General features: G+C 48.8%; 12 protein-coding genes. 4 read left to right on the forward strand and 8 right to left on the reverse strand.

The window, feature by feature from the left end; translation table 11 throughout:
• The first annotated feature begins 284 nt into the window (after nt 1-284).
• On the forward strand, nt 285-770 hold the full coding sequence (locus ACXAH1_RS07465) for a proteasome subunit alpha (protein WP_475195369.1): 486 nt from the start codon (nt 285-287) through the stop codon (nt 768-770).
• Here ACXAH1_RS07465 and ACXAH1_RS07470 read toward each other — a convergent pair.
• Nucleotides 754-1,452: a hypothetical protein gene (locus tag ACXAH1_RS07470; protein WP_475195371.1), complete on the reverse strand. Its 699-nt coding sequence runs from the start codon at nt 1,450-1,452 to the stop codon at nt 754-756. The genes ACXAH1_RS07465 and ACXAH1_RS07470 overlap by 17 nt on opposite strands.
• Before the next feature lie 205 nt (nt 1,453-1,657).
• Between ACXAH1_RS07470 and ACXAH1_RS07475 the strand changes: the two genes are divergently transcribed.
• Together ACXAH1_RS07475 and ACXAH1_RS07480 are read left to right on the forward strand one after the other, a co-directional pair.
• Nucleotides 1,658-3,031, forward strand: a complete 1,374-nt coding sequence (locus tag ACXAH1_RS07475; protein ID WP_475195374.1) for an MATE family efflux transporter — start codon at nt 1,658-1,660, stop codon at nt 3,029-3,031.
• Nucleotides 3,032-3,146: 115 nt separating this feature from the next.
• Nucleotides 3,147-4,466, forward strand: coding sequence for a response regulator (locus tag ACXAH1_RS07480; RefSeq protein WP_475195379.1), 1,320 nt, complete (start codon nt 3,147-3,149; stop codon nt 4,464-4,466).
• A 30-nt stretch (nt 4,467-4,496) separates the two neighbouring features.
• On the opposite strand, the gene ACXAH1_RS07485 is transcribed toward ACXAH1_RS07480, so the two are convergent.
• From ACXAH1_RS07485 to ACXAH1_RS07500, 4 genes are all read right to left on the reverse strand, one after another.
• On the reverse strand, nt 4,497-4,850 hold the full coding sequence (locus tag ACXAH1_RS07485; RefSeq protein WP_475195383.1) for an Hpt domain-containing protein: 354 nt from the start codon (nt 4,848-4,850) through the stop codon (nt 4,497-4,499).
• The gene (locus tag ACXAH1_RS07490; protein WP_475195385.1) at nt 4,840-7,533 is read right to left on the reverse strand and encodes an ATP-binding protein; all 2,694 of its coding nucleotides are present in this window, start codon (nt 7,531-7,533) and stop codon (nt 4,840-4,842) included. The genes ACXAH1_RS07485 and ACXAH1_RS07490 overlap by 11 nt, the downstream gene beginning before the upstream one ends.
• A gap of 244 nt (nt 7,534-7,777) precedes the next feature.
• Entirely contained in the window at nt 7,778-9,568 is a 1,791-nt protein-coding gene (locus tag ACXAH1_RS07495) for an alpha-keto acid decarboxylase family protein (protein ID WP_475195387.1), read from the reverse strand.
• A 78-nt stretch (nt 9,569-9,646) separates the two neighbouring features.
• Nucleotides 9,647-11,608, reverse strand: coding sequence for an FAD-dependent L-amino acid oxidase (locus ACXAH1_RS07500; RefSeq protein ID WP_475195388.1), 1,962 nt, complete (start codon nt 11,606-11,608; stop codon nt 9,647-9,649).
• A gap of 387 nt (nt 11,609-11,995) precedes the next feature.
• Here ACXAH1_RS07500 and ACXAH1_RS07505 point away from each other — a divergent pair, with 387 nt between their 5' ends.
• Nucleotides 11,996-13,648 carry a winged helix-turn-helix domain-containing protein gene (locus tag ACXAH1_RS07505; protein WP_475195390.1) on the forward strand — a complete coding sequence of 551 codons (1,653 nt, stop codon included), beginning with the start codon at nt 11,996-11,998 and terminating at the stop codon, nt 13,646-13,648.
• 24 nt (nt 13,649-13,672) lie between these two features.
• Here the strand turns inward: ACXAH1_RS07505 and ACXAH1_RS07510 are convergent, their stop codons facing one another.
• The 3 genes from ACXAH1_RS07510 to ACXAH1_RS07520 form a co-directional block, all read right to left on the reverse strand.
• Entirely contained in the window at nt 13,673-14,590 is a 918-nt protein-coding gene (locus ACXAH1_RS07510; RefSeq protein WP_475195392.1) for a glycoside hydrolase family 16 protein, read from the reverse strand.
• A gap of 185 nt (nt 14,591-14,775) precedes the next feature.
• Nucleotides 14,776-15,864 carry an efflux RND transporter periplasmic adaptor subunit gene (locus ACXAH1_RS07515; RefSeq protein ID WP_475195394.1) on the reverse strand — a complete coding sequence of 363 codons (1,089 nt, stop codon included), beginning with the start codon at nt 15,862-15,864 and terminating at the stop codon, nt 14,776-14,778.
• A gap of 9 nt (nt 15,865-15,873) precedes the next feature.
• Complete coding sequence (locus tag ACXAH1_RS07520; protein WP_475195396.1) at nt 15,874-18,993, reverse strand: efflux RND transporter permease subunit; 3,120 nt, start codon at nt 18,991-18,993, stop codon at nt 15,874-15,876.
• Nucleotides 18,994-19,196 lie beyond the last annotated feature (203 nt).

Consider the following 19,196-nt stretch of genomic DNA (forward strand, 5'->3'; position numbering starts at 1 on the left):
GTGGTCGTTTGCCATGTTACCGCTTCTGCCATAATGACTTTCATATGTTGAGATTTCGATGACCAACACGACCTACTTCCCTTGATGTCGATTTTCAGACTATTTATTGGTCTTACCTCAAGGGAGGTTTGTTGACAGCGTTGTTAACTTTATATTAATTTTTACTCCGTATACTGGTGTTCAAACCGTAAGATAAGCCGTTTATTGTGAATTTCAGGTCAAATTTGGCCGACTTTCCCGAAAAATCTGGGTTAACTTGCAACAGAAGGGATCATCACCAAGGAGTGCTTTTGACTACTATTGCCTACCATCACAATTCCAAAACTATCTGTACAGATAGCCTGACCTCGACCAGCCAGACTATTGTGTCCTGGGCAACGCGTAAATGCCAACGTGTTGAAGACGGCTATCTATTTGCTTCTGGCAACTGCGCCGAAATTCATCATCTCATTACTCAATGGCGTGATAATCAATTTGGCGACATTACTTGTTCATTCTTTTTTGTGGATGATGGAGGCCATGTCTTCTTCGGTGAAATTCGCCATGGTCGACGCTTTTTAGAGCCTCTGTCGCTAAACTGGGCCATTGGTAGTGGCGCAAACTGGGCGATTGCCGCGATGGATTTCGGTCGCTCTGCATTTGAGGCCGTTGAGTATGCGTGCCTGCGGGACAAATCCAGTGGCGGATCGGTCATGACCTACAAACACAACGAAAGGGCGCTTTGGCTGTGTACACCGCTGCACGCAGATGCCGCTATGAGAGTGAACTGACAGACACCTGATAATAGCTTGCGATCAGTATAAGGCGACCTTTGCGCTGAGGATCGGCGCTTAGCTGTGACATTACTTTCTCGAGATTATCTCTGTTCACGCCGGACAATTTTCTTTGTGCTTCACACAAGGCAAGCCAGGCAGCAAGTTCATGCTGGGGAAGTTCACAATAATGCGGGTTAAAGCCCAGGTATACTTCCAGCGCGTTTAACCCTTGATGATTACGTACAACGAGCGCGTCGGCCAGAGACTCGTTACGTTCAAACAGTAGCAAGGAACGAATGTAGTTAAAGGGAGGAAGCGGGTTTTGTGGGTTGGCAAACAGACAGTGCAAAAATGTATTACCCTGATGGTTGGTGACATTAAACGCATTGGCGGCCTGAAGTGCCGGCATAAAAAAGTCCAGCCGTTCGCTGTTATTGATCCCCGCAATGACACTTGATGGCAGGCCATGGTGCGCTACACAGTGGGCAGTGATATTTTGATAATGTTCGTAATTTGCCGTGTGATTACTGGCTACATCAAAGCAGTGCCTGAGCTGTGCAGAGCGCTCTGTCGGTGTTGCTTGTTCATAACAGGTTAAGATACGTGCGAGGCTATGACTGTGTATCGCCTGGATCATATCTGTGACTGCCTGCGTGGTATCCGGTGCAGTCTGAGAGTTCGTTGTTTTTGTAACCATATCCGTTTACCCGAAATAGCAGGCTGAGAGGTCTGCTGCATTTAATTAGCCTTTGTACGTATTATACCCAATGGCACGAACACGTATCCAGTCAGAAAGATAAAATCTGGCTGTGGTTTAAGATCCTTGGTTTGGGGAAAATACTCCATGACGTGTTAAGGATAAAAGGTACAATAGAGAAATTATTCATTCAGGACAATTATTAATGAAGGACCTTACTCAGGGAAAAATCCTCACTCACCTTATTACGATGGCCGCTCCAATGGCGGTTGGGATGTTTATCCAAACCTTGTACTTTCTGGTTGACCTGTATTTTGTCGGAGCACTGGGAGCGCATGCGCTTGCGGGGGTTAGTAATGCGGGTAGTGTGTTCTTTTTTATAATGGCGCTGACCCAGGTTCTGAATATTGGTTGTGGCACTTTGGTTGCCCACGCTGTTGGCAGGAAAGACCGTGTACAGGCCAACACACTATTTCATCAAAGTATGCTGATTGCTGTGATTTGCTCTGTCTTGTTGGTTGTACTGGGTTATGCGTTTGGCCACGTTTTCTTCGAGTTTATGACGCCTGATACTATGACTCGACAAGCCGCTGTAGACTACTTTTACTGGTTTCTGCCAGCATTAGTGTTGCAATTTGGGCTGACCGTCATGGCCGCAGCGCTGCGTGGAGCGGGCGTTGTCAAACCAGTCATGTTGATTTCTGTTTTGGCAGTGGTCCTGAATATTATTCTGTCACCTGTTTTGATCTCTGGATGGGGGAGTGGAGTTGCGCTTGGTGTGTCAGGGGCTGGCCTCGCCAGCTCTTTATCCGCGATATGCGCTATGGTGATGACGGTTTGGTACTTTGTTCGTAAAGTGGATTATCTGACTATGCCCGCAAAGACGCTGGCACCTGAGCGTAAAGTTATGCTGAAAGTGATTAACCTGGGCTTGCCATCAGGTGGAGAGTTTTTACTTACATTTATGTACATGTCGATAATTTACTGGGCGCTCAGCCAGTTTGCTGCAAGTGCTCAGGCTGGATTTGGATTAGGGGTCAGGATCATGCAAGTGCTTTTTCTGCCCGTTATGGCTGTCGCGTTTGCTGCTCCTGCAATCGCGGCTCAAAACTATGCTGCGGGAAGGTACGACAGGGTGCACGAAACCTACCGATATACCAATTTACTTACCTGTATGCTGATGGCCATGTTGACCTTGATATGTCTGGTAAATTCCAGCTGGTTTTTTGCGCCTTTCAGCGATGAGCCACACGTCATTTTGGTTGCGGCAACGTTTTTGGGGTATGTTTGTCTGAACTTTGTACCTGCAGGTTTTACATTTGCCGCTTCTGGCATGTTTCAGGCTTTGGGAAATACCTGGCCTGCCTTGTATAGCACGGCCAGTCGGTTGGTATTGTTTGCGGTTCCTGTAATCTGGTTAGCGGGACAAAGTGACTTTGAAATCGAGCAGATCTGGGTGTTTTCTGTTGCCACGGTCTATTGTCAGGCGATGATCAGTTATTTGTTGCTGCGCCGTGAGATGAATAAAAAGTTGGTGCATAGCAATGAAGCGCCAATCCCCTCTCCTGTTCGCAGCTAAACAAGGTGGACTAACACGGAAAAGTGATGGTGGTGTTGCTACAAAAACTTGCGCTTGCGCTATTCTTAAGGGGGAGTCAGTGAGTTGATTACCACCTAAGGCGCAGGAGAAAGGTATGCATAAAGGTGAAGTGGATTACGGAGAACGACATCCGAAGGTATTGATGATCTGTGATGACGCTCATGAAATGGTGGGCGTATGTAAAGTGATCAGTTCACAGGTTACTGCCTTTAGAACACAAGAGGGAGCCCGGGATGCACATAAGGTGATCCGCGAGGGAAAGCCCCCCGTGCTGATTTTTGCTATGTTGCATGTTAAGGCGAGCATAGAGACCTACAATTCACTTGCGCAGCGCGGGCTGCTGGGCTACCCCCACAAGAGTATTTTGTTATGTGAAAACAAGGAATCCGGGGTTGCTTTTCGTTGCTGTATCAAAGGCATCTTTAACGATTATTTCGTTTTTAAGCCCATGTACGAAAATTACCGACTCAGGATGATTTTGCATAATATCTTGCAACAGGCGGAGGACACCCAGCAAATCACTGAGCTAAAAGAAGAGCATTTTGGGCGTATCGATAACGGACTAAAACAGCTGATTGATCAGGCTGCCAGCTACCGGGTCAACACTGAGCAATCTTTCCAGCAAGTCAGAGAGTCACTTAGCGAAGTTCAGGAAGAAGATGAAGTAAACGCGCAGTTATTACAACAGCTTAAAGAAAAGCATGTCTTGCCTTTGCTGGATAAGTTGCAGCAACAACTGGTGAAAGATATTCAACAGATCACCAAGCAACTTAATGACAGCCACTTTACTTTGAATGAACTGGCCGATTTATTCAGTAATTCACAAGCGTCCGCTTTTACCTCCGTACTTGAACACGCTGGTGAACATAAGGAAGAGGTACATCATGATGAGCCCGATCACGATGTACGCGAACATGAGGCGCCATCCCAGCATGCAGACTTTCACGCGCATGAAGACCCGCATACTGACCACGCTCATAGTGATGAGTCGACGCACGCCTTTGACAGCAACGATGTCCCTGAGCCCGTTATGGCCAGAGATAAACGGATAATGATAGTTGAGGACAATGAAATTTATCGAGAGATGATTTCAGGGATATTGCGGGAGCAGGGGTTCTCTGTTGACGGTATGGAAAACGGGCTGGCTGCTATCAAGGAGCTGCGCAAGCATCGCTACGATATGATATTTATGGACCTCTTTATGCCAGGTCTGGATGGTTACAATACGACTAAAAATGTACGTGCCATTGAGCATTGTCGCGGTATTCCCATTGTCGCCTTAACCAGCAATCGAAATAAAGATCTCATCCGGAAATGGGCTACGCTGGGGCTCGGAGGCTATATTGTTAAGCCCTCCACTAAGCGCAGTATTTTGGACGCCGTAAACAAGCTGCTAGGCACTGAATGTGTCTGATTTAATTACATACAACAGGTGAAGTGCTGATTATTCGCCGTGATTGATAAGCGCGTTAAGTGCTTTGATCTCCTGAGCTATGTTGATAAGCACAGCGCGACAATCCTGGCGGTCACCAGACAAGGCGGCGTCTTCTAACTCAGCCAGGTATTCACTGCAACGCTCAGCGCCAATGGCCCGCGCTGATGTTTTTAAAAAATGGGCATGCTCTTTAAGCTCAGCATAAGCCGCATTGCTGTAGGCGGCTAAAAAAAGTTTGCAGCTGGATTCTGCCTGAGTCACAAAGTCGCGCTGAAATCGGGTAATGGTGTCCATGTCTTCGCCAATCAAGTCAACGAGGGTTTGCGCATTTAATCTTGCCAGTTGTGAGTGATCACTTGCCATACCATTTCTCTATTACTGACTTGAAGCGTTCGAGTTGAACAGGCTTGCCAATACAATCATTTATGCCGTACAAATGGCAGTTTTCCAGCTCATTTTTTACCGCAGCTCCGGTGACTGCCACTATCGGAATGGCTTTGCGTGCCAACTGTTTTTCAGTCTGGCGGATACGTTTGGCCATTTCGTAGCCATCCACAACGGGCATATGACAATCGGTGAGTATCAGTTTGTATTCATCTCGTTGCCAGCTTTCATATCCTTGTTCGCCATTTTCTGCCAGCGTACAGGTGTATCCGAGCTTTGCGAGTTGTTTAACCATCAGGTTCTGATTAAAGGTATTATCTTCGACCAATAATATGCCGGGGCGTAAACCTGAGATATTGGCCTGTACTTCCTCTGTTTTTGTCTGGCTTTCTCCCGAAGGGTTTTCCTCAGTATTATCTAGATTGGCCGGTTTGTCTGTGGTGTGAGTCAGTAAGTGCATGACTTGTCTAGTAATACCATAGCGCGTTGCCAGGCCAATATTCAGCGGGGCTGCATCCGGTAGTATTGTTCTGAGTTTCTCGGCCACACCTGTTTGATGACATATAAGTACCTTATGCTCAGCAAGTATCTCTTTGTACTCGTTCAAACGTGCCAGATCCTGTTCTGATTGTACACAACAGCACACCAAAGTGCCTGAAACTGATGGGGAAGCCAGCTCGTCCAGTTCTGTCAGGTGCAGGTCATCGGTGAGTGTATTAAGTACGGACAGCAGGTGCGGCTGAGCCTGTGCACTGTGGGCCGGGATAACATAAACATGTTGAAATAAAGACGGCGCAGTGTGATGTGAGAACCTATGTAACGGAATACACACGCGGAAAATGCTGCCGCGATCCAGTTTGCTTTTCAGTCCGATGCGTCCTCCCATCAGGTCAACGATTTTCCTTGAAATGGCAAGTCCCAGACCCGTTCCACCGTACACCCGAGTGGTAGATTTGTCCGCCTGGGTAAAAGGGTGAAAGAGCTTTTTCTGTGTCTTTTCGTCAATACCTATGCCGTTGTCTTTCACCAGTATACTGAGTTCTCCCTGACTATGACTTTGTACTTGCCAGTCCACTTCGATCACCACATTACCACTGGCCTTGGCAGGAGGACCGCTGAATTTGATGGCGTTACTTAACAGGTTGAACAGCACCTGCCTGATACGGTTTTCGTCGCAATAGAGCATAGTCGGAAGTTGCTCAGATTCAATAACTTTAAGGCTGACACGGCGCTTCTCCGCGTTTGACGCAAAAGTCAGGAGCACGTTATGAAGCGTTTTTGAAATATCGAACTCTCTGAACTCCAGCTCCAGTTTACCAGCTTCAATCTTATTGATATCCAGAATATCATTAAGTATATCAACCAGATTTTTAGCCGAGACAGAAGCTGTTTCAAGCAACTCCATCTCTTCCGGGTTGTGCTTTTGCAACGAAAGCAGTTCGAGTGAACCTATAATGGCATTCATTGGCGTCCTCAGCTCATGGCTGATCATAGCCAGGAAATCGGATTTGGCACGGCTGGCTTGCTCTGCTTTAGTGACGGCACATTTCAGATCGGAGGTACGGCTCTTAACACGTGTTTCTAACTCCGCGTTCAGTTGGGATAATTTCGAATAAGCGCGATAAACCTCGGACTGATCTACACATACACCGTCAAGGCGACAATGATTACCATAGCCGTCATCTGTGACAACCCCTTTAGCAAAGATATGTAACTCTTCTTTATTGGGCAGCACGGCCCGAAATACATGCTCGAAATCCTCCCCCGTTTCAAGGGCCTCTTTTAGTCCATTTGACACCCTCTTTCTGTCCTCGGGGTGAATTCGTTCGAGCCACTTTTCATAACTGCCTGTATCCTGGGCTGCCAGATCAAATATAGCACTGGTTTGAGGATCCCAGTCCCAATGCCAATGGGTATTTTGTCGGTTGACTCGCCAGGTACCGACTTTGCCGGCTTCCAGTGCGATGCGACGACTTTCATGTGCGTTATTGAGGTGGATCAGCATTTGTTTTTCTTGTGTGCACTCACGCAAAATACCAAACAAACTCAGCTGGGTGTCATTGTTACGGCGCTGGTCACCACTGAGTTCAAACCAGTGAGGCACCGAATCGAGCATGACCCTGAATTCAAACTTCAGCCGTACATTTGACTGAATGTGTTCTTCAATGAAGCTCAGCGCCAGTGGCTTGTCGTCTTCGTAAATCAGGTCGATGAAGTCTTGCCAACTGGATAGAGAGTGGCAGTGCAGGAGCTCGCAGAAAGTGCGCGAAAAGTAGGGCTGTTCAAAGTCTGCGCTGACCTGCCATACACCAATGTTGCCGCATTGAAGTGCCAATTCAGCCAGTTCGTTCAGATATGACTGGTGTGGGTGTCTAACCGAATTGAGTACTAAACAGGTCTCGGCTGTCAGGTTGCCACTGATCGCCAAATTGAGCCGTGTTCCGCAAGCTAACTGCGCCTGTGCTGAGCTGCCAGGTGTTTGACTCAAAAATGTACGGTTTTGCTCGTCTGTGTCAGTGAGCTGACAATAGTCAAAAAAGTTGCGACGTATGTCGGTTTTGCCAGTCAGGCTAAGCAGAGTGCCCGCTGCCTGATTGCAATCCAGTACCTGCCACTGGTCATTTACGGTCAGTAGTGGAAGATCCAGTAAGTGGATATCCATGTCATTTCCCTGCCTGATTTTGCCTACTATTAGTATTGTTCAAATTATGAGCGTTGTGGAAAAATTTGCTCAGGTAATTGCACTGGGTAAAGATGTTATGGGACACAGCTTGTCTCTGGTTCAATTTTGGAACGTGAGTGAGCAAGGTACCTGAAGTACCTCTTAGGGGATTATCGGCAGAGCCATCAAATTCATCCATTGTGCGGTCAGCCTCACTAACGGAGGCTGACATACCTGATAAAGATTAGAATTTATTGGCCGGAGGCCAGTTTGGATTGGCGATTTCATCTTCACCAACAGCGGTGTTCGCTTCTATGGTAATGGAGTGAGGTGTGTCTTCTTTTGGTATGGTCACTTCAACCACATAGTTACTACTTGGGTTGGTTCTAATCTCTTCCATGACCGCCATCAACTCACTCACCGTGGTGATCCGGCGCCCTTCTCCGCCAAATGCCTCGGTAATATTGGCGATTTTCCAGGCGGGCAGGTCGTTGTAGCTATAGACCTTATCGAGCAACTTGTCTTGATAGTCGACGGGAGGCGTTCTGAAAGGGTTTGGATTAACCAGATATTGCTCTATGCCATAGATGCCGTTCGCCAGCACAAAAACCACCGTGTTTTGCCCATAAGCATGCTGGTCCGCAACAGCCTGACAGGTTTCATGAAAGGCGCCATCACCCACGACCACGATAGCCCGTTTATCTGGGAAAGCACACTTAATGCCAGTACCTGCAGGTACTGAATAGCCTATGGACAACCACGCCGCCTGGGCGACAAAGCCATCCTGCGTCGGTATTTTAACGCTTTGTGCGCCAATCAGTGGGAACCCGGCATCTACAGCCAGGACATCATCTTCATCCAGCCACTGACTGAGGGTGGCAAAAAAGCTGTCATAGCCCAGTTGTGACTCAGCAGATTGGTTCTTTAGTGCAGGCTTATGCATACGTAAGCCTTTTAAGTTAGCGCTTTGTTGCTGTGCCAGAGCAGTAAACTCACAGATCAGACATTGCAGATAATCCGCTAATGTGGCCGACGCATAATAGGTTGCGCCAACGTAAACCCCTCCCTGTGCAGCGAGAACAGTGCGGCTGCTGCGAATGTCTTGATTGCCAGTGTCTTTACCAGTCGTCCAGGCACCAATGCCAACCAAAACACCATCGTCCCCAACTAGCGTCTCAACTTCCGCAGGCGTCAAGGTGACACAGCCTTCAAACCAAGGGTGGGTTTCTGCAATAACCGACTTGCTCAGTGCGGAGGTGACAAAATGAATATGCCCTTCTGGCAGCGTATGGTTACGGTTTATGACCTCAAGCAATTCTAAAAAGGTATCCTGCAATCCAAAACGCTGCAGCTCGACGCCTGCCCAGAAGATACTTTTGGGCTGACTGAGCATCAGCTCGACGGTTGCTTTGGCTGCCTGTTGCGCCTCACTGACCGTGACGCTGGCGGGATTGTTAAGCTTCAGGGACTGAATTGGTTTAATACATTCTGCCCGCCAGACATCTTCACTCACCTCAAAATACACAGGGCGACGTTCCGTCAATAATGCTGCCAATGCTGAATCAATCTGGTGAGGTGCTTGATTCGCATTCACAATACGTTCTGCGGCAACCGTTATCGGGCGAAACATATGAATGTCGACAAACTCATACCCAGTGGTGTGCGAGTACAGTAGTCCGGCATTTTTTGAGATTTGATCTTCTTTGTTGGTGGGGGCGCCGTTTATCAGGATCACCGGTACTTGTTCAACGAAGGAGCCGGCAATGGTATTGAGCAGACTGAATGCACCAACACTGTAAGTGACGTACAGGGCGCTTGGGCCTTTGAGTCGGGCATAGGCATCCGCAGCAAAACCGGCACAAATTTCATTGGCATTACCACTAATTGTTATTGGGGAATGCTGATCAGCCAGTATGGTATCCAGCAAAGCCGCGGTATAGTTACCTGCAACACCAAACATGTGTTCAACACCAATTTCTTCCAGTCGCGCTTTAAAATAATCGGCAACACTAAAGGTTGGGGTAGCTTGAGTCATCAATTTTCTCCTGAACAAGCTGGGCGGGTTTCCCCGCCGTTGGAAGGTAAGGCACCGGGATTGGCGCCCGGAGCTGAGTTACTTAAGATCAAAGTAACTGAGGTTAACACCCAGAACGTTTTCAACTTCCGAGTGTTTCTCCATTGGAGCGCTGCCCGTTGAAAAGTTGGGCTCAATGTATTGGTTAATCAGCTTGGAAGCATTTTCTTCATAGGCAACTTTAATGGCTTCTGACGAACTGATGTGCGTTGTCTGCTCATAGACCTCGCTTAGCGGTTGTAGCCCAAACCCTTTTTTAAGCGCTAGATCGGTTGAGCGCAATGCGCCTTCTACCCACCCCTGATAATCAGAAAAGGCTTCACCACAGGTAAACAGATTCGGCAACGGCTCTGCCAGTTCTTCCATTACTTTTTTATCATCAGCGCCGACTGCCCATTGGTGCACACCGAATCCAAACTGCTGGCTGGGCGGCACATCAAAGCGGACACCGCCTTGCCAAATTCGGGCGCTGGTCAGAATTGGCTCTGGCACATAATGTGTGTTGAAAATATCTTTGAAAAAGCGGGTGGCTTGCTCGACCACCGCGGTTGAGGCCGGGTAGATATCGCCCGGGATATCGGTGACATATTTGTCCTGGTGTGGGTGATGATAGGTTTCACCAATGTTTTGCAGCGCACTCCAGAAGTTAATGTTCAGGTAGTCACAGTAGATAGTCAGAGCCGCAGGGCGCTCGTACTTTTCGTTGCTAATATGATCCAGTTTCGCCTGAGTACTCTCACTCGGGTCGGTTTTACGCTCCTGGTACATCAGGGCCGCGACTAATTCCTCATTGACCGCATAAAAGGGGTAAACAGAGCCGGTGGGCAGATCCGCAAAGTTCGGGCCAAACTCAACTGCCGGGCGCCCTGTGGTGCCGCGTCCCCACCAGGCATTGTCGTAATAAAGGTTGATCTTGAGCAGGGGTTGATTCGAGGTGGTTTGCAGGGTGTTCCACAGGTGTTCAGACCGTTCCTTATCCAGAGTATTAAACGCATTTGAGCGAACAAACAGTTTTTCCAGTGCCAGGCGAGGGAGCGCCAAAATGACTTTGTCTGCTGTTACTTTGCCCTTATGGCTGCGCCCACTGTCATCGGTGTGCAGATAATGCAATTCATAGCGGTTGTCCGCCTCGAGATAAGAAATTTCCTCAATACTGGTTTGCAGGTGAATGTTGTCAGTGCCGATTTGATCTACAAGCGCATTCGGCAGGGTGCTGAACCCGTCTTTGAATGTTTTGAACTGGACACCCGCCGGGAAATCTTCCAACAATTGATAGGCTACCCCCGCATTCATCTGGGACAAAAAGGTACCATTAAAGCCGAGTACCCGGTACAGCATGTTAATACATTCCTGAGAATAGCCCATCGCAGTGTACAGATCCCACAAGGTCCACTCATTGAGGGTTTTTCCTTGCCACTGACATTCCAGGCGAAATGCTTGCCAGAACTCTGGGCCTCTGACTTCGGGGCGTGCCTTAAATTGTGGATTGGCTTGCAAAATCCGATTGAACACCACATTGACAATGTCTTTTGGGTTAACCCCTTGCTCAGACGGAGCCAGGTTGTACAGTTCTGACCAAATCTTGTAATTGTCTTGTGCAGCGGTATTCACACTGAAGCTCTTGCCGCGGAAAAACAGACGGTTGTCACCGCCACTGTTCATCGGGAAAGGAACTATCTGATCCTGCAAGTCCAGGTTCAGAAATAGCGCCATTAAATCGTCCATGCCATCAAATAAAAAGCGCATACCCCCTTGCTCTTCTTTTACCGTAATGGTGGGTGGGGTATTACTGTGTTGATTTTTGAATTGAATTAAATCTGAGTCAAGCCGGCCGCCGGTACGATTGGAACGCTCAAAGATAGCAAGTTTCTTACAGTCAGACTCATTTTGCAGGCGCCACGCACTGTATAGCCCGGCCATACCAGCACCGACAATGGCGACCTCAAGGTGTTTTGGGAGGCTTTTATCATCGATTTCATTGCCAAAAGAATAATGCGTCATAGTAGTTCCTTAGTTTGTTATTTACCGTTTTTGTCACAAACGACGGCAACAATCTGTACGACGACTTCTGTTCAATTGTGCGGACTTGTTTTATTTGCCTTTCACTGGGTAGGGGTGAAAGCATGAGACGGCCGCAAATACTTAAGCCTTATTACAATACTGACACCAAAAAGACATAACCCATATCAAATGTAGCACAAGGGTTAATTTTTATGCGTTTTGTATTCAATTAATCACATTAAATACACTATGTTATTGAATATTTTGAGGTTAAATTTTTCCATCATTCTAACCCTCTGTAGTAAGTCTGTTTTTCAGGGACTTGAGCCAGGCGAGGAAATATTGCACACTCATGACGGGAACACCGGCCTGTACGGTGTGTGTACTGTGAATCTGAGAGATGGATCTATGCGTTATCTGCTCAACAATGTCGAGGTAGACCTGATTAAAGGCACGGCAACGACCCAAGATGGGTCACAAGATATCAGAGCCAAGACGCTGGCGGTCCTGCAGGTATTGATCCTACATTCAGATGAGATTGTAACCAAGACGCAGCTGCTTGATACGGTATGGCGAGGCGTTGTTGTTCAGGAACAGGTATTGGTGCAGTCTGTCCGCGAACTCCGGGAGATCTTCGGGGCAGACGCCATCAAAACACATCCGCGTATTGGCTACCAGCTAACCCTGGTACCTGTTCCGGTAAGTATTTCAAAACAAGCTCAAAAATACCCTCTCGTGGTGCTATTAAGTGTTTTGGTATTGGCGATGGCCTGGGTACTGCTGAGTCAATGGCGGGAAACGGACCTGTCATCTGAACGCTACCCTACCGTGGCATTTTTGCCAGTCGACAACGCTATACTTGACGATGTGCATGTTGCGGTCCCCCTCACAGGGCTGACATACCTCAGTGAGCATACCCAGCAAGAGTCTGCGCTGCCTGTTGTAACAGCGGAGCATGTACTGACCACTATATCTCATAGTCCCTGGTATTCTGACGATACGGGACAGATCAGACTCTCGCGGCGACAAGACGTTCAGCAACTACTGGAGCGATTGGGTGCTGATTTACTGATCGAAACGCGCCTGAGTGGCTTTCCGCAAGACATGCAATTGCAATATACCTTGCATTTCAAACACAGTGAAGAGCAGGGAGTGGTGTTTGCTGCCAGCCCAAAGCGTGCTTATCAGGCCCTGATAACACGATTGACGGCTCGCTATGGTGAATCATCGCAGACACTGCAAACGCAGCGAAATTTGGATTTTAGCAATGAGGCATTTGCCAGAGGAGTGCAGTTATATCTGTCACGTAATTACCTGGATGCGATAGCTTTATTACGCTCTGCGCTCAGTCATTCTGACGATCCTTTAACTGTCAGACGTTACCTTGCCGCAAGCCTGGCAAATCAGGGAGACGTTTCGGCTGCTCTGGCGTTGTTACAGCAAAATATCGCTGAAAAAGGCACCGGTCCGGTCATCCGCCGTGAGCGTATGCGGGCTAATCTGATGACCGGTTATTTGTTGGTGAACTGGCCGCAGGCAGATGATCGTGCCCATGAGCTTGAACGTGCACAGCAATATATTGCAACCGCTCATGAACAGGCCACAGACAATGCAGACCAGTTGTTTATCGCGTATGCACTTGAAGAGCTGGGCAAGATTAAACGTATTCAGGGCAGATATAGCGAGGCGTCTCGCTTGCTGCACTCGGCATTAGGCTATCATCAGCGGTTCGACGCAATCTATGGTCAGACCAATGCACTTATCGAGCTGGCTCGAATTGCAACCGAACTGGGAGAGCTGAAAGAGGCTGCACGCCTGTTTGAACAGGCGCATCAGGTGGCAAAGGCGAGTAACGCCATCCCCAATCAAATCTGGATTTGGCTGGCCCAGGCTGATCTGCTACGTCAGTCACAGCAGGTTGAGCAGGCGCATCGGCTGGCGGCACATGCCAGAGCATTGGCGCGTGATGCCGATGACCCTGTGTTGATTGAGCGGGTTGAAGCCTGGTTTGCCCGGGCGCCTATATATACAGTTAATTGATACCTTACGGTTCAGATGGGCTGCTCACAGGCTGCAATAGTCCGCGTACTCAGACGGGGCTACGGTGTCATTTTGTTTAATGTTCCGGCTTCGTAATTGTTGAACCTGTTTGCTGACTTCATTGACCGAAACAATGCTGTCTTTAACAAAATAAACCCAGTCAACATCCTGATAATACTGACGCATTTCACTGGAGTTTACGATTTTATTTGGGTCAAACCACTGATTGAAGTTTATCGACATTGCGACTTCCGGATAAACATCGCTGCCATGTTCTGCGTACAACTTACCGTTGATATAGTATTTTAAGGTCTCATTGCCCACGTGCAAAACCAGCGTATTCCATCCCTCCAGTGGGTTTATGTCGTAATCGTATGCATTCACTTTGGTCCAGGGCGTAAGCTGAAAGGTTTCCCAGGAGGTAGCAAACAGGGCGTGTCTGTCGGTACCCCAGCCACCATTGGGCAAGTATTCAAAGTCCATTTCACTATAGTTTTTATCCATAGGTGCGGCCAAAGGGCTGATAGCATAGAAAGTCTGGATCACACCATCTCCATCGGGTCCGTACTGTGGCTTGTCAGTGAAATACACCCGGGCAGCATAGGTGCCTTCCAGATATTTCCGCTTGTGGCAGACCTGTACATGACGGGTATTTGCTGCGCTACCATCCGTTTTAGATGTTAAGCGCATGACCCGATTGTCAGGGTTGTGTGGATCGACATGAAAGCTCACACCTTCGTGCCACCAGATGGCGTTTTTGATCCCCGGGTGGCCGATGTCAGAGCGAAGTTGCCAGCCATGCTTTTGTGCCTCAGCAAAGCGTGTATAACTGAAGTCATCAAACATGATCTGGGTGGGTTGCGCGCCCAGAGGTTGACTGGCACAGGCTACCAACATACTGGCACCTAAGGTGGTCATAGAAAAAAAGACGGGGTTTTTCATCGCGTATTCCTTGTTGTTATTGGACAGGAACAGCGTTGACTGCAGGCACGAGATAAGCCAGTTAAAAATGTTTAAATTGGTTTACCAAGCATATTAAAAAATATTAAATTGTTGATTTTAGTGAATTGATTATAAAAAATGAGCCTTAGCTCTTCCTTAAGCAGGCTCATTGGGCTAGTAAGCTTTTAATTTTGCACGTCGACTTCCTGGCCATTGGTCAGTCGTTCCGCTCCGCGTACCGCAACTCTGTCTCCTGCCAGCAGCTGGTGGTCCGGTTTAGGTGCAATGGCGACCAGTTTGCCCTGACCTTTACCAACCGTTACTGGCACCTGAGTGGCGGTGTTATTGTCTTCAATTTTGACTACATGGACCCCCTGCTTACGCAGGATTAGGGCATCGCGATTTACCAATAATGCTTGCTCACTGGCGGCGAGTGGTACTTTGACATCGACAAGTTGCCCGACGGCCCAGTGATGTTTGTTAGCTGGGACATTTTGTTGCTCTAGCATGGCACGTACTTCAAAGGTCTGTGAACGAGGATCGGTGGCAGGGATCACGGCACTGATGCGCGCGGATGTGGTCTGCGGGGCATCCAGATTGCCTGCGCTGACAGGAAGTGTCTGCCCCACACTCAGATAACGGAGGTACTTGACCGGCACATAAAGGCGGGCTTCTAGCTGGTGTATATCTACCAGGTTGAGTAATTCATCAGCCCGACTCACGTCGCGACCTGCACGGTGATAGCGTTTGCTAACGGTCCCCGCAAACGGGGCTTTCACGGTGGCGCGGTTGAGCTTGTCTTCTATCACTTTGAGCTCAACCTGTGCAAGGGCAATATCAGAGCGCACCAGATCATGTGCATTTTGAACCTTGTCCACCTGACTGGCCGCAGCACTACTGGTTTTGGCCAGCTCTTTGAGGCGTGTCAGTTCCTGTTGCTGAAAACGCAAATTGACTTGAGCACGCTGGAGCATTTCTTGCTGACGCGCTTTTTCAAGTTCCAGAGGCAGCGTATCCATGCGCACGAGTACATCGCCCTCAGCAACTTCAAGGCCAGGCTCGGCAACATATTGCAACCTGCCAGTGACTCCTGCGGTGATCACCATATCGCGCTTACCGTGTAAGGTACCATTTACGGCCAGTTCACTGGTGAGTTGACCCTGAGACACAGGCTCTACAGCGACGGGTTGTGCGGCATCAGCCTGCTGACTGAAGGTTACTGCACCGGCGACAATAAGGGTGACCAGTGCGCACTTAAATTGATTTGCAAACATAAGGGTCTCCTATTGATTCGCGACCAGATTTAACTGAGGTTTAGTATTGTTATTAGCTTTAGGGGTTGGTTTTTTATCACTGCCAAGCTGCAGCAGACTGGGCATGAGTACCAGGGTAAACAACGCACTGATCGCCATGCCGCCGACGATAACGGTCGCCAGGCCTCGATAAATTTCTGACCCCACGCCAGGCATTAACATCAGCGGCAGCATGCCAAAGAGGCTGGTCAGCGTACTTAAATAAACTGGACGCGCGCGCATCAATACTGCCTGTTCAACGGCATCGCGACGGTCCATTCCCTGAGCCTGAGCATGACGTGTTTGATCGACAAGCAAAATGGCATTATTAACGACCAGACCCAGCAAGATGATAAAGCCTATCATGGTAAGTAGATCTAACGACTGAAAGGTAAACAGATTCAGGACATAGAGCGCCAGCACACCGCCGGCAATGGCCAATGGCATCACCAGTAATACCAAAGCACTGTCGCGGACCGATTTAAATAATGCCGTCATCAGTAAGAACAAGATAAATAGCGCCAGGAAGAAGTTAAGTGTCATTTCCTCGATTGCACTATTCATTTTTTGGGCGTTGCCACCCAGAATGACGCCGGCTGTTTCGGGCAGCTGGGCTTTGATCTTGGGCATCACCTGCTCAGCCAGAATCGCCTGCGCCTGTTGCAGGCTCATTTCGGCGGGCGGCGTCACTATGATGCTGACAGTACGACGGCCGTTGATCCTTTGTAGCTGACTGGGCCCGACAGTGCGTGTCACTTCTGCAAGTTCCCCTAAAGTCTGGATCCCGGCATCTGGTGTGAATAAAGGCAATGCTTTGAGCTCTTCTGGTGTCTGCCAGGCTTGGGCACGTAAAATCACGTTCATGCGCTCGTTACCGTTAAAATACTCGTTAATAAACAGGCCACCCGTAAAGGCCTGAACAGCCTGAGAGACATCCTGACGGGTCAGCCCCGCTTGAGTAATTCGCCGGTCATTGGGCTGTAGTCTGAGTTCGGGCTCCGCCATATCAAGGCGAGGTTGCGGTCGGGCTGTGGCCTCAGGCATGGCAGTTTGCACTGCCTGTAGTGCCACTTCAGCACCAGCGATAAGGTCGTCCATATCTGGTCCGGTAAGCTCAATATTGATGTCGCGACCATCACCGCCATTGGCAATGTTAATCATCGAACCGCGGAAAAAGAACACCTGAGTATCGGGCAGATCGACAAAGATCTCCTCTCTGGCGACCTGCATGAGCTCTTCAACACGCTGTGGGTCGGCTGAATAGATAAACCCCCCTGCGTTCGCACCAAAAATATAAAAATTGAAGTCCTTAATACTCGGTTGCTTTTCGCCGTGATAATAGGGCATTAGGCGCGCACGGACTCGTTTGAGTAACTCCTCCTCCATATAGGCCATGTTTCCGCCTGGCGGCGTAATCAGATTGAAGAAGAAGCCGTCGGTAGGTGCGCGAGGCATGAAATCGGTTTTTGGCAACATCGTAAGGGTCACTATCGCGGAGCCACCCAGTAGCGCACAGACCCAGCCCAGTTGTTTGACCTTGCTGTTCGTTAGACGCATGATCAGGGTTGTCAGCTTCTGCCAGTAATGCTTATATGGGTCGGTTTGTGTTTTGCTATCCGGCAGGTATCGATTGGCAACCGGGATAATGGTTAAGGCACAGACCATGGAGGCAACTACGGCTATAGAGAGTGTCAGGGCCAGATCTGAAAACAGTTGTCCTTCAATGCCCGCCATAAAGAGAATGGGGAGGAAGATAGCGACACTGGTCGCGGTAGAGGCAAATAAGGCACCGGCTACTTGCCCCGCACCACGTAACGCCGCTTTGTAATTGTCGAACCCATTAGATTTCAATCGGGTAATGTTTTCCTGCACGATAATTGCGGCATCTAATACCAGACCAACGGCAAACGCCAGGCCTGCCAGCGAAATAACGTTCAGACTGCGTTCGAAGGCGCTCAGTGCAAGAAACGCGACCATCAGAGAAACGGGGATAGTCGCAGCAATAATCAGCGTGGTTTTTATGCCCCTGAAGAATAACCATAAAATGGCCAGCGAGAGTAATACGCCGAGTCCGAGGTTACTCTTGACCAACAGTAATGCATTGCGGATATGGACGGACGCATCGTAGCTCAGCTCAATCGAAATGCCGGCCTCAGGCAGTGGTCCTGCATTTAAATCATTGATGGCTTGATTGATGCCGTCGAGCAGAGCAACTGTATTCGCCCCGTTTGCTCTGGACACAGTAATGTAATAGGCCGGTTTACCATTTCGACCGCTCATTGCTCGTCGATCTGAGTAGGTTTCGGCAACAGTGGCGACATCACCCAGGTAGATGGGTCGCTCCTGAGAATAGCCAATACGCATTTGTAGCATATCTTGCAGGTCATATTGGCCGGTAAAGCGCACGGTATACTGGCGTCGGCCAACGTCCGCAAGACCTCCTGAGGTGTCTCTGGAGCTGGCAAGCGTTTGTCTGATCTGTCCCAGTGAGATGCCTAATGCGGCGGCTTTATGAGGGTCAAAGGTTATCCGTAATTCTTTCGGTCTTTCACTGGCCAAATTGACTCGGGCCACGCCGGGAATGCTGGCCAGGCGAGGTTCAATCAGCTCTTCTATGGTTTTTTGATACTGAGCCATGTCCAGGTCTAAGCCATCTCCCCCAACGTTGAGCGGGGTTACGAGCAAAGAGGCGGCATTAGGTCCGGCTGGACCACCATTGCCACCGGCACTGACAACAGGGTCAATGGCATCCAGCGGTAGTGGCGGCGCCTGATTCAGGTTGGTCAGGACATCCAGCATGGCTTGCTGCATATCGGTTCCGACGGCAAAAGTTAACGAGATAAAGCCGTTACCTCGATTTATGGTGGTGTTAACTTCCAGCGCGCCTGGGGTATTTTTAACTGCGTTTTCGAGTGGTTCAATGATCACCGACTCTATCTCTTCGGGGGCCGCTTCCCGCCAGCCAGAAAATATGGTTATTTGTGGTTGTTCTATATCTGGTGTCAGCTGGATAGGTAACTTAAAAATACTGAGAATGCCAAACAGTATTAACAGCACCAGGATCACCACGACAGCAGCGGGGTTTTTCAATGAATTGCGTGTCAGGTTCATAACAACGTCCAAGTGTTGAGCTTCACTGTGCAGTTTAATGAAATGACAAAAAACTGCTAGCGGCAGGTAAGTCTGTATTTTTGAAAATCACGACAAATAGCAACATATTAGCGGTGATTTACCATGCTGTAATACCTTGTAACGATTTTACAGAGTCAGACACAGTTTAAATACCCAATTGAAGTCACAGCCTGGCTGTTTTT

Source organism: Pseudoalteromonas sp. AWH4_217 (assembly GCF_056161105.1).

Excerpts from the sequence above, each read along its gene's own strand:
- ACXAH1_RS07515 (WP_475195394.1), bottom strand. The coding sequence starts at position 15,864 with ATGTTTGCAAATCAATTTAAGTGCGCACTGGTCACCCTTATTGTCGCC.
- ACXAH1_RS07490 (WP_475195385.1), bottom strand. The coding sequence starts at position 7,533 with ATGGATATCCACTTACTGGATCTTCCACTACTGACCGTAAATGACCAG.
- ACXAH1_RS07510 (WP_475195392.1), bottom strand. The coding sequence starts at position 14,590 with ATGAAAAACCCCGTCTTTTTTTCTATGACCACCTTAGGTGCCAGTATG.
- ACXAH1_RS07475 (WP_475195374.1), top strand. The coding sequence starts at position 1,658 with ATGAAGGACCTTACTCAGGGAAAAATCCTCACTCACCTTATTACGATG.
- ACXAH1_RS07495 (WP_475195387.1), bottom strand. The coding sequence starts at position 9,568 with ATGACTCAAGCTACCCCAACCTTTAGTGTTGCCGATTATTTTAAAGCG.
- ACXAH1_RS07480 (WP_475195379.1), top strand. The coding sequence starts at position 3,147 with ATGCATAAAGGTGAAGTGGATTACGGAGAACGACATCCGAAGGTATTG.
- ACXAH1_RS07500 (WP_475195388.1), bottom strand. The coding sequence starts at position 11,608 with ATGACGCATTATTCTTTTGGCAATGAAATCGATGATAAAAGCCTCCCA.
- ACXAH1_RS07470 (WP_475195371.1), bottom strand. The coding sequence starts at position 1,452 with ATGGTTACAAAAACAACGAACTCTCAGACTGCACCGGATACCACGCAG.
- ACXAH1_RS07520 (WP_475195396.1), bottom strand. The coding sequence starts at position 18,993 with ATGAACCTGACACGCAATTCATTGAAAAACCCCGCTGCTGTCGTGGTG.
- ACXAH1_RS07485 (WP_475195383.1), bottom strand. The coding sequence starts at position 4,850 with ATGGCAAGTGATCACTCACAACTGGCAAGATTAAATGCGCAAACCCTC.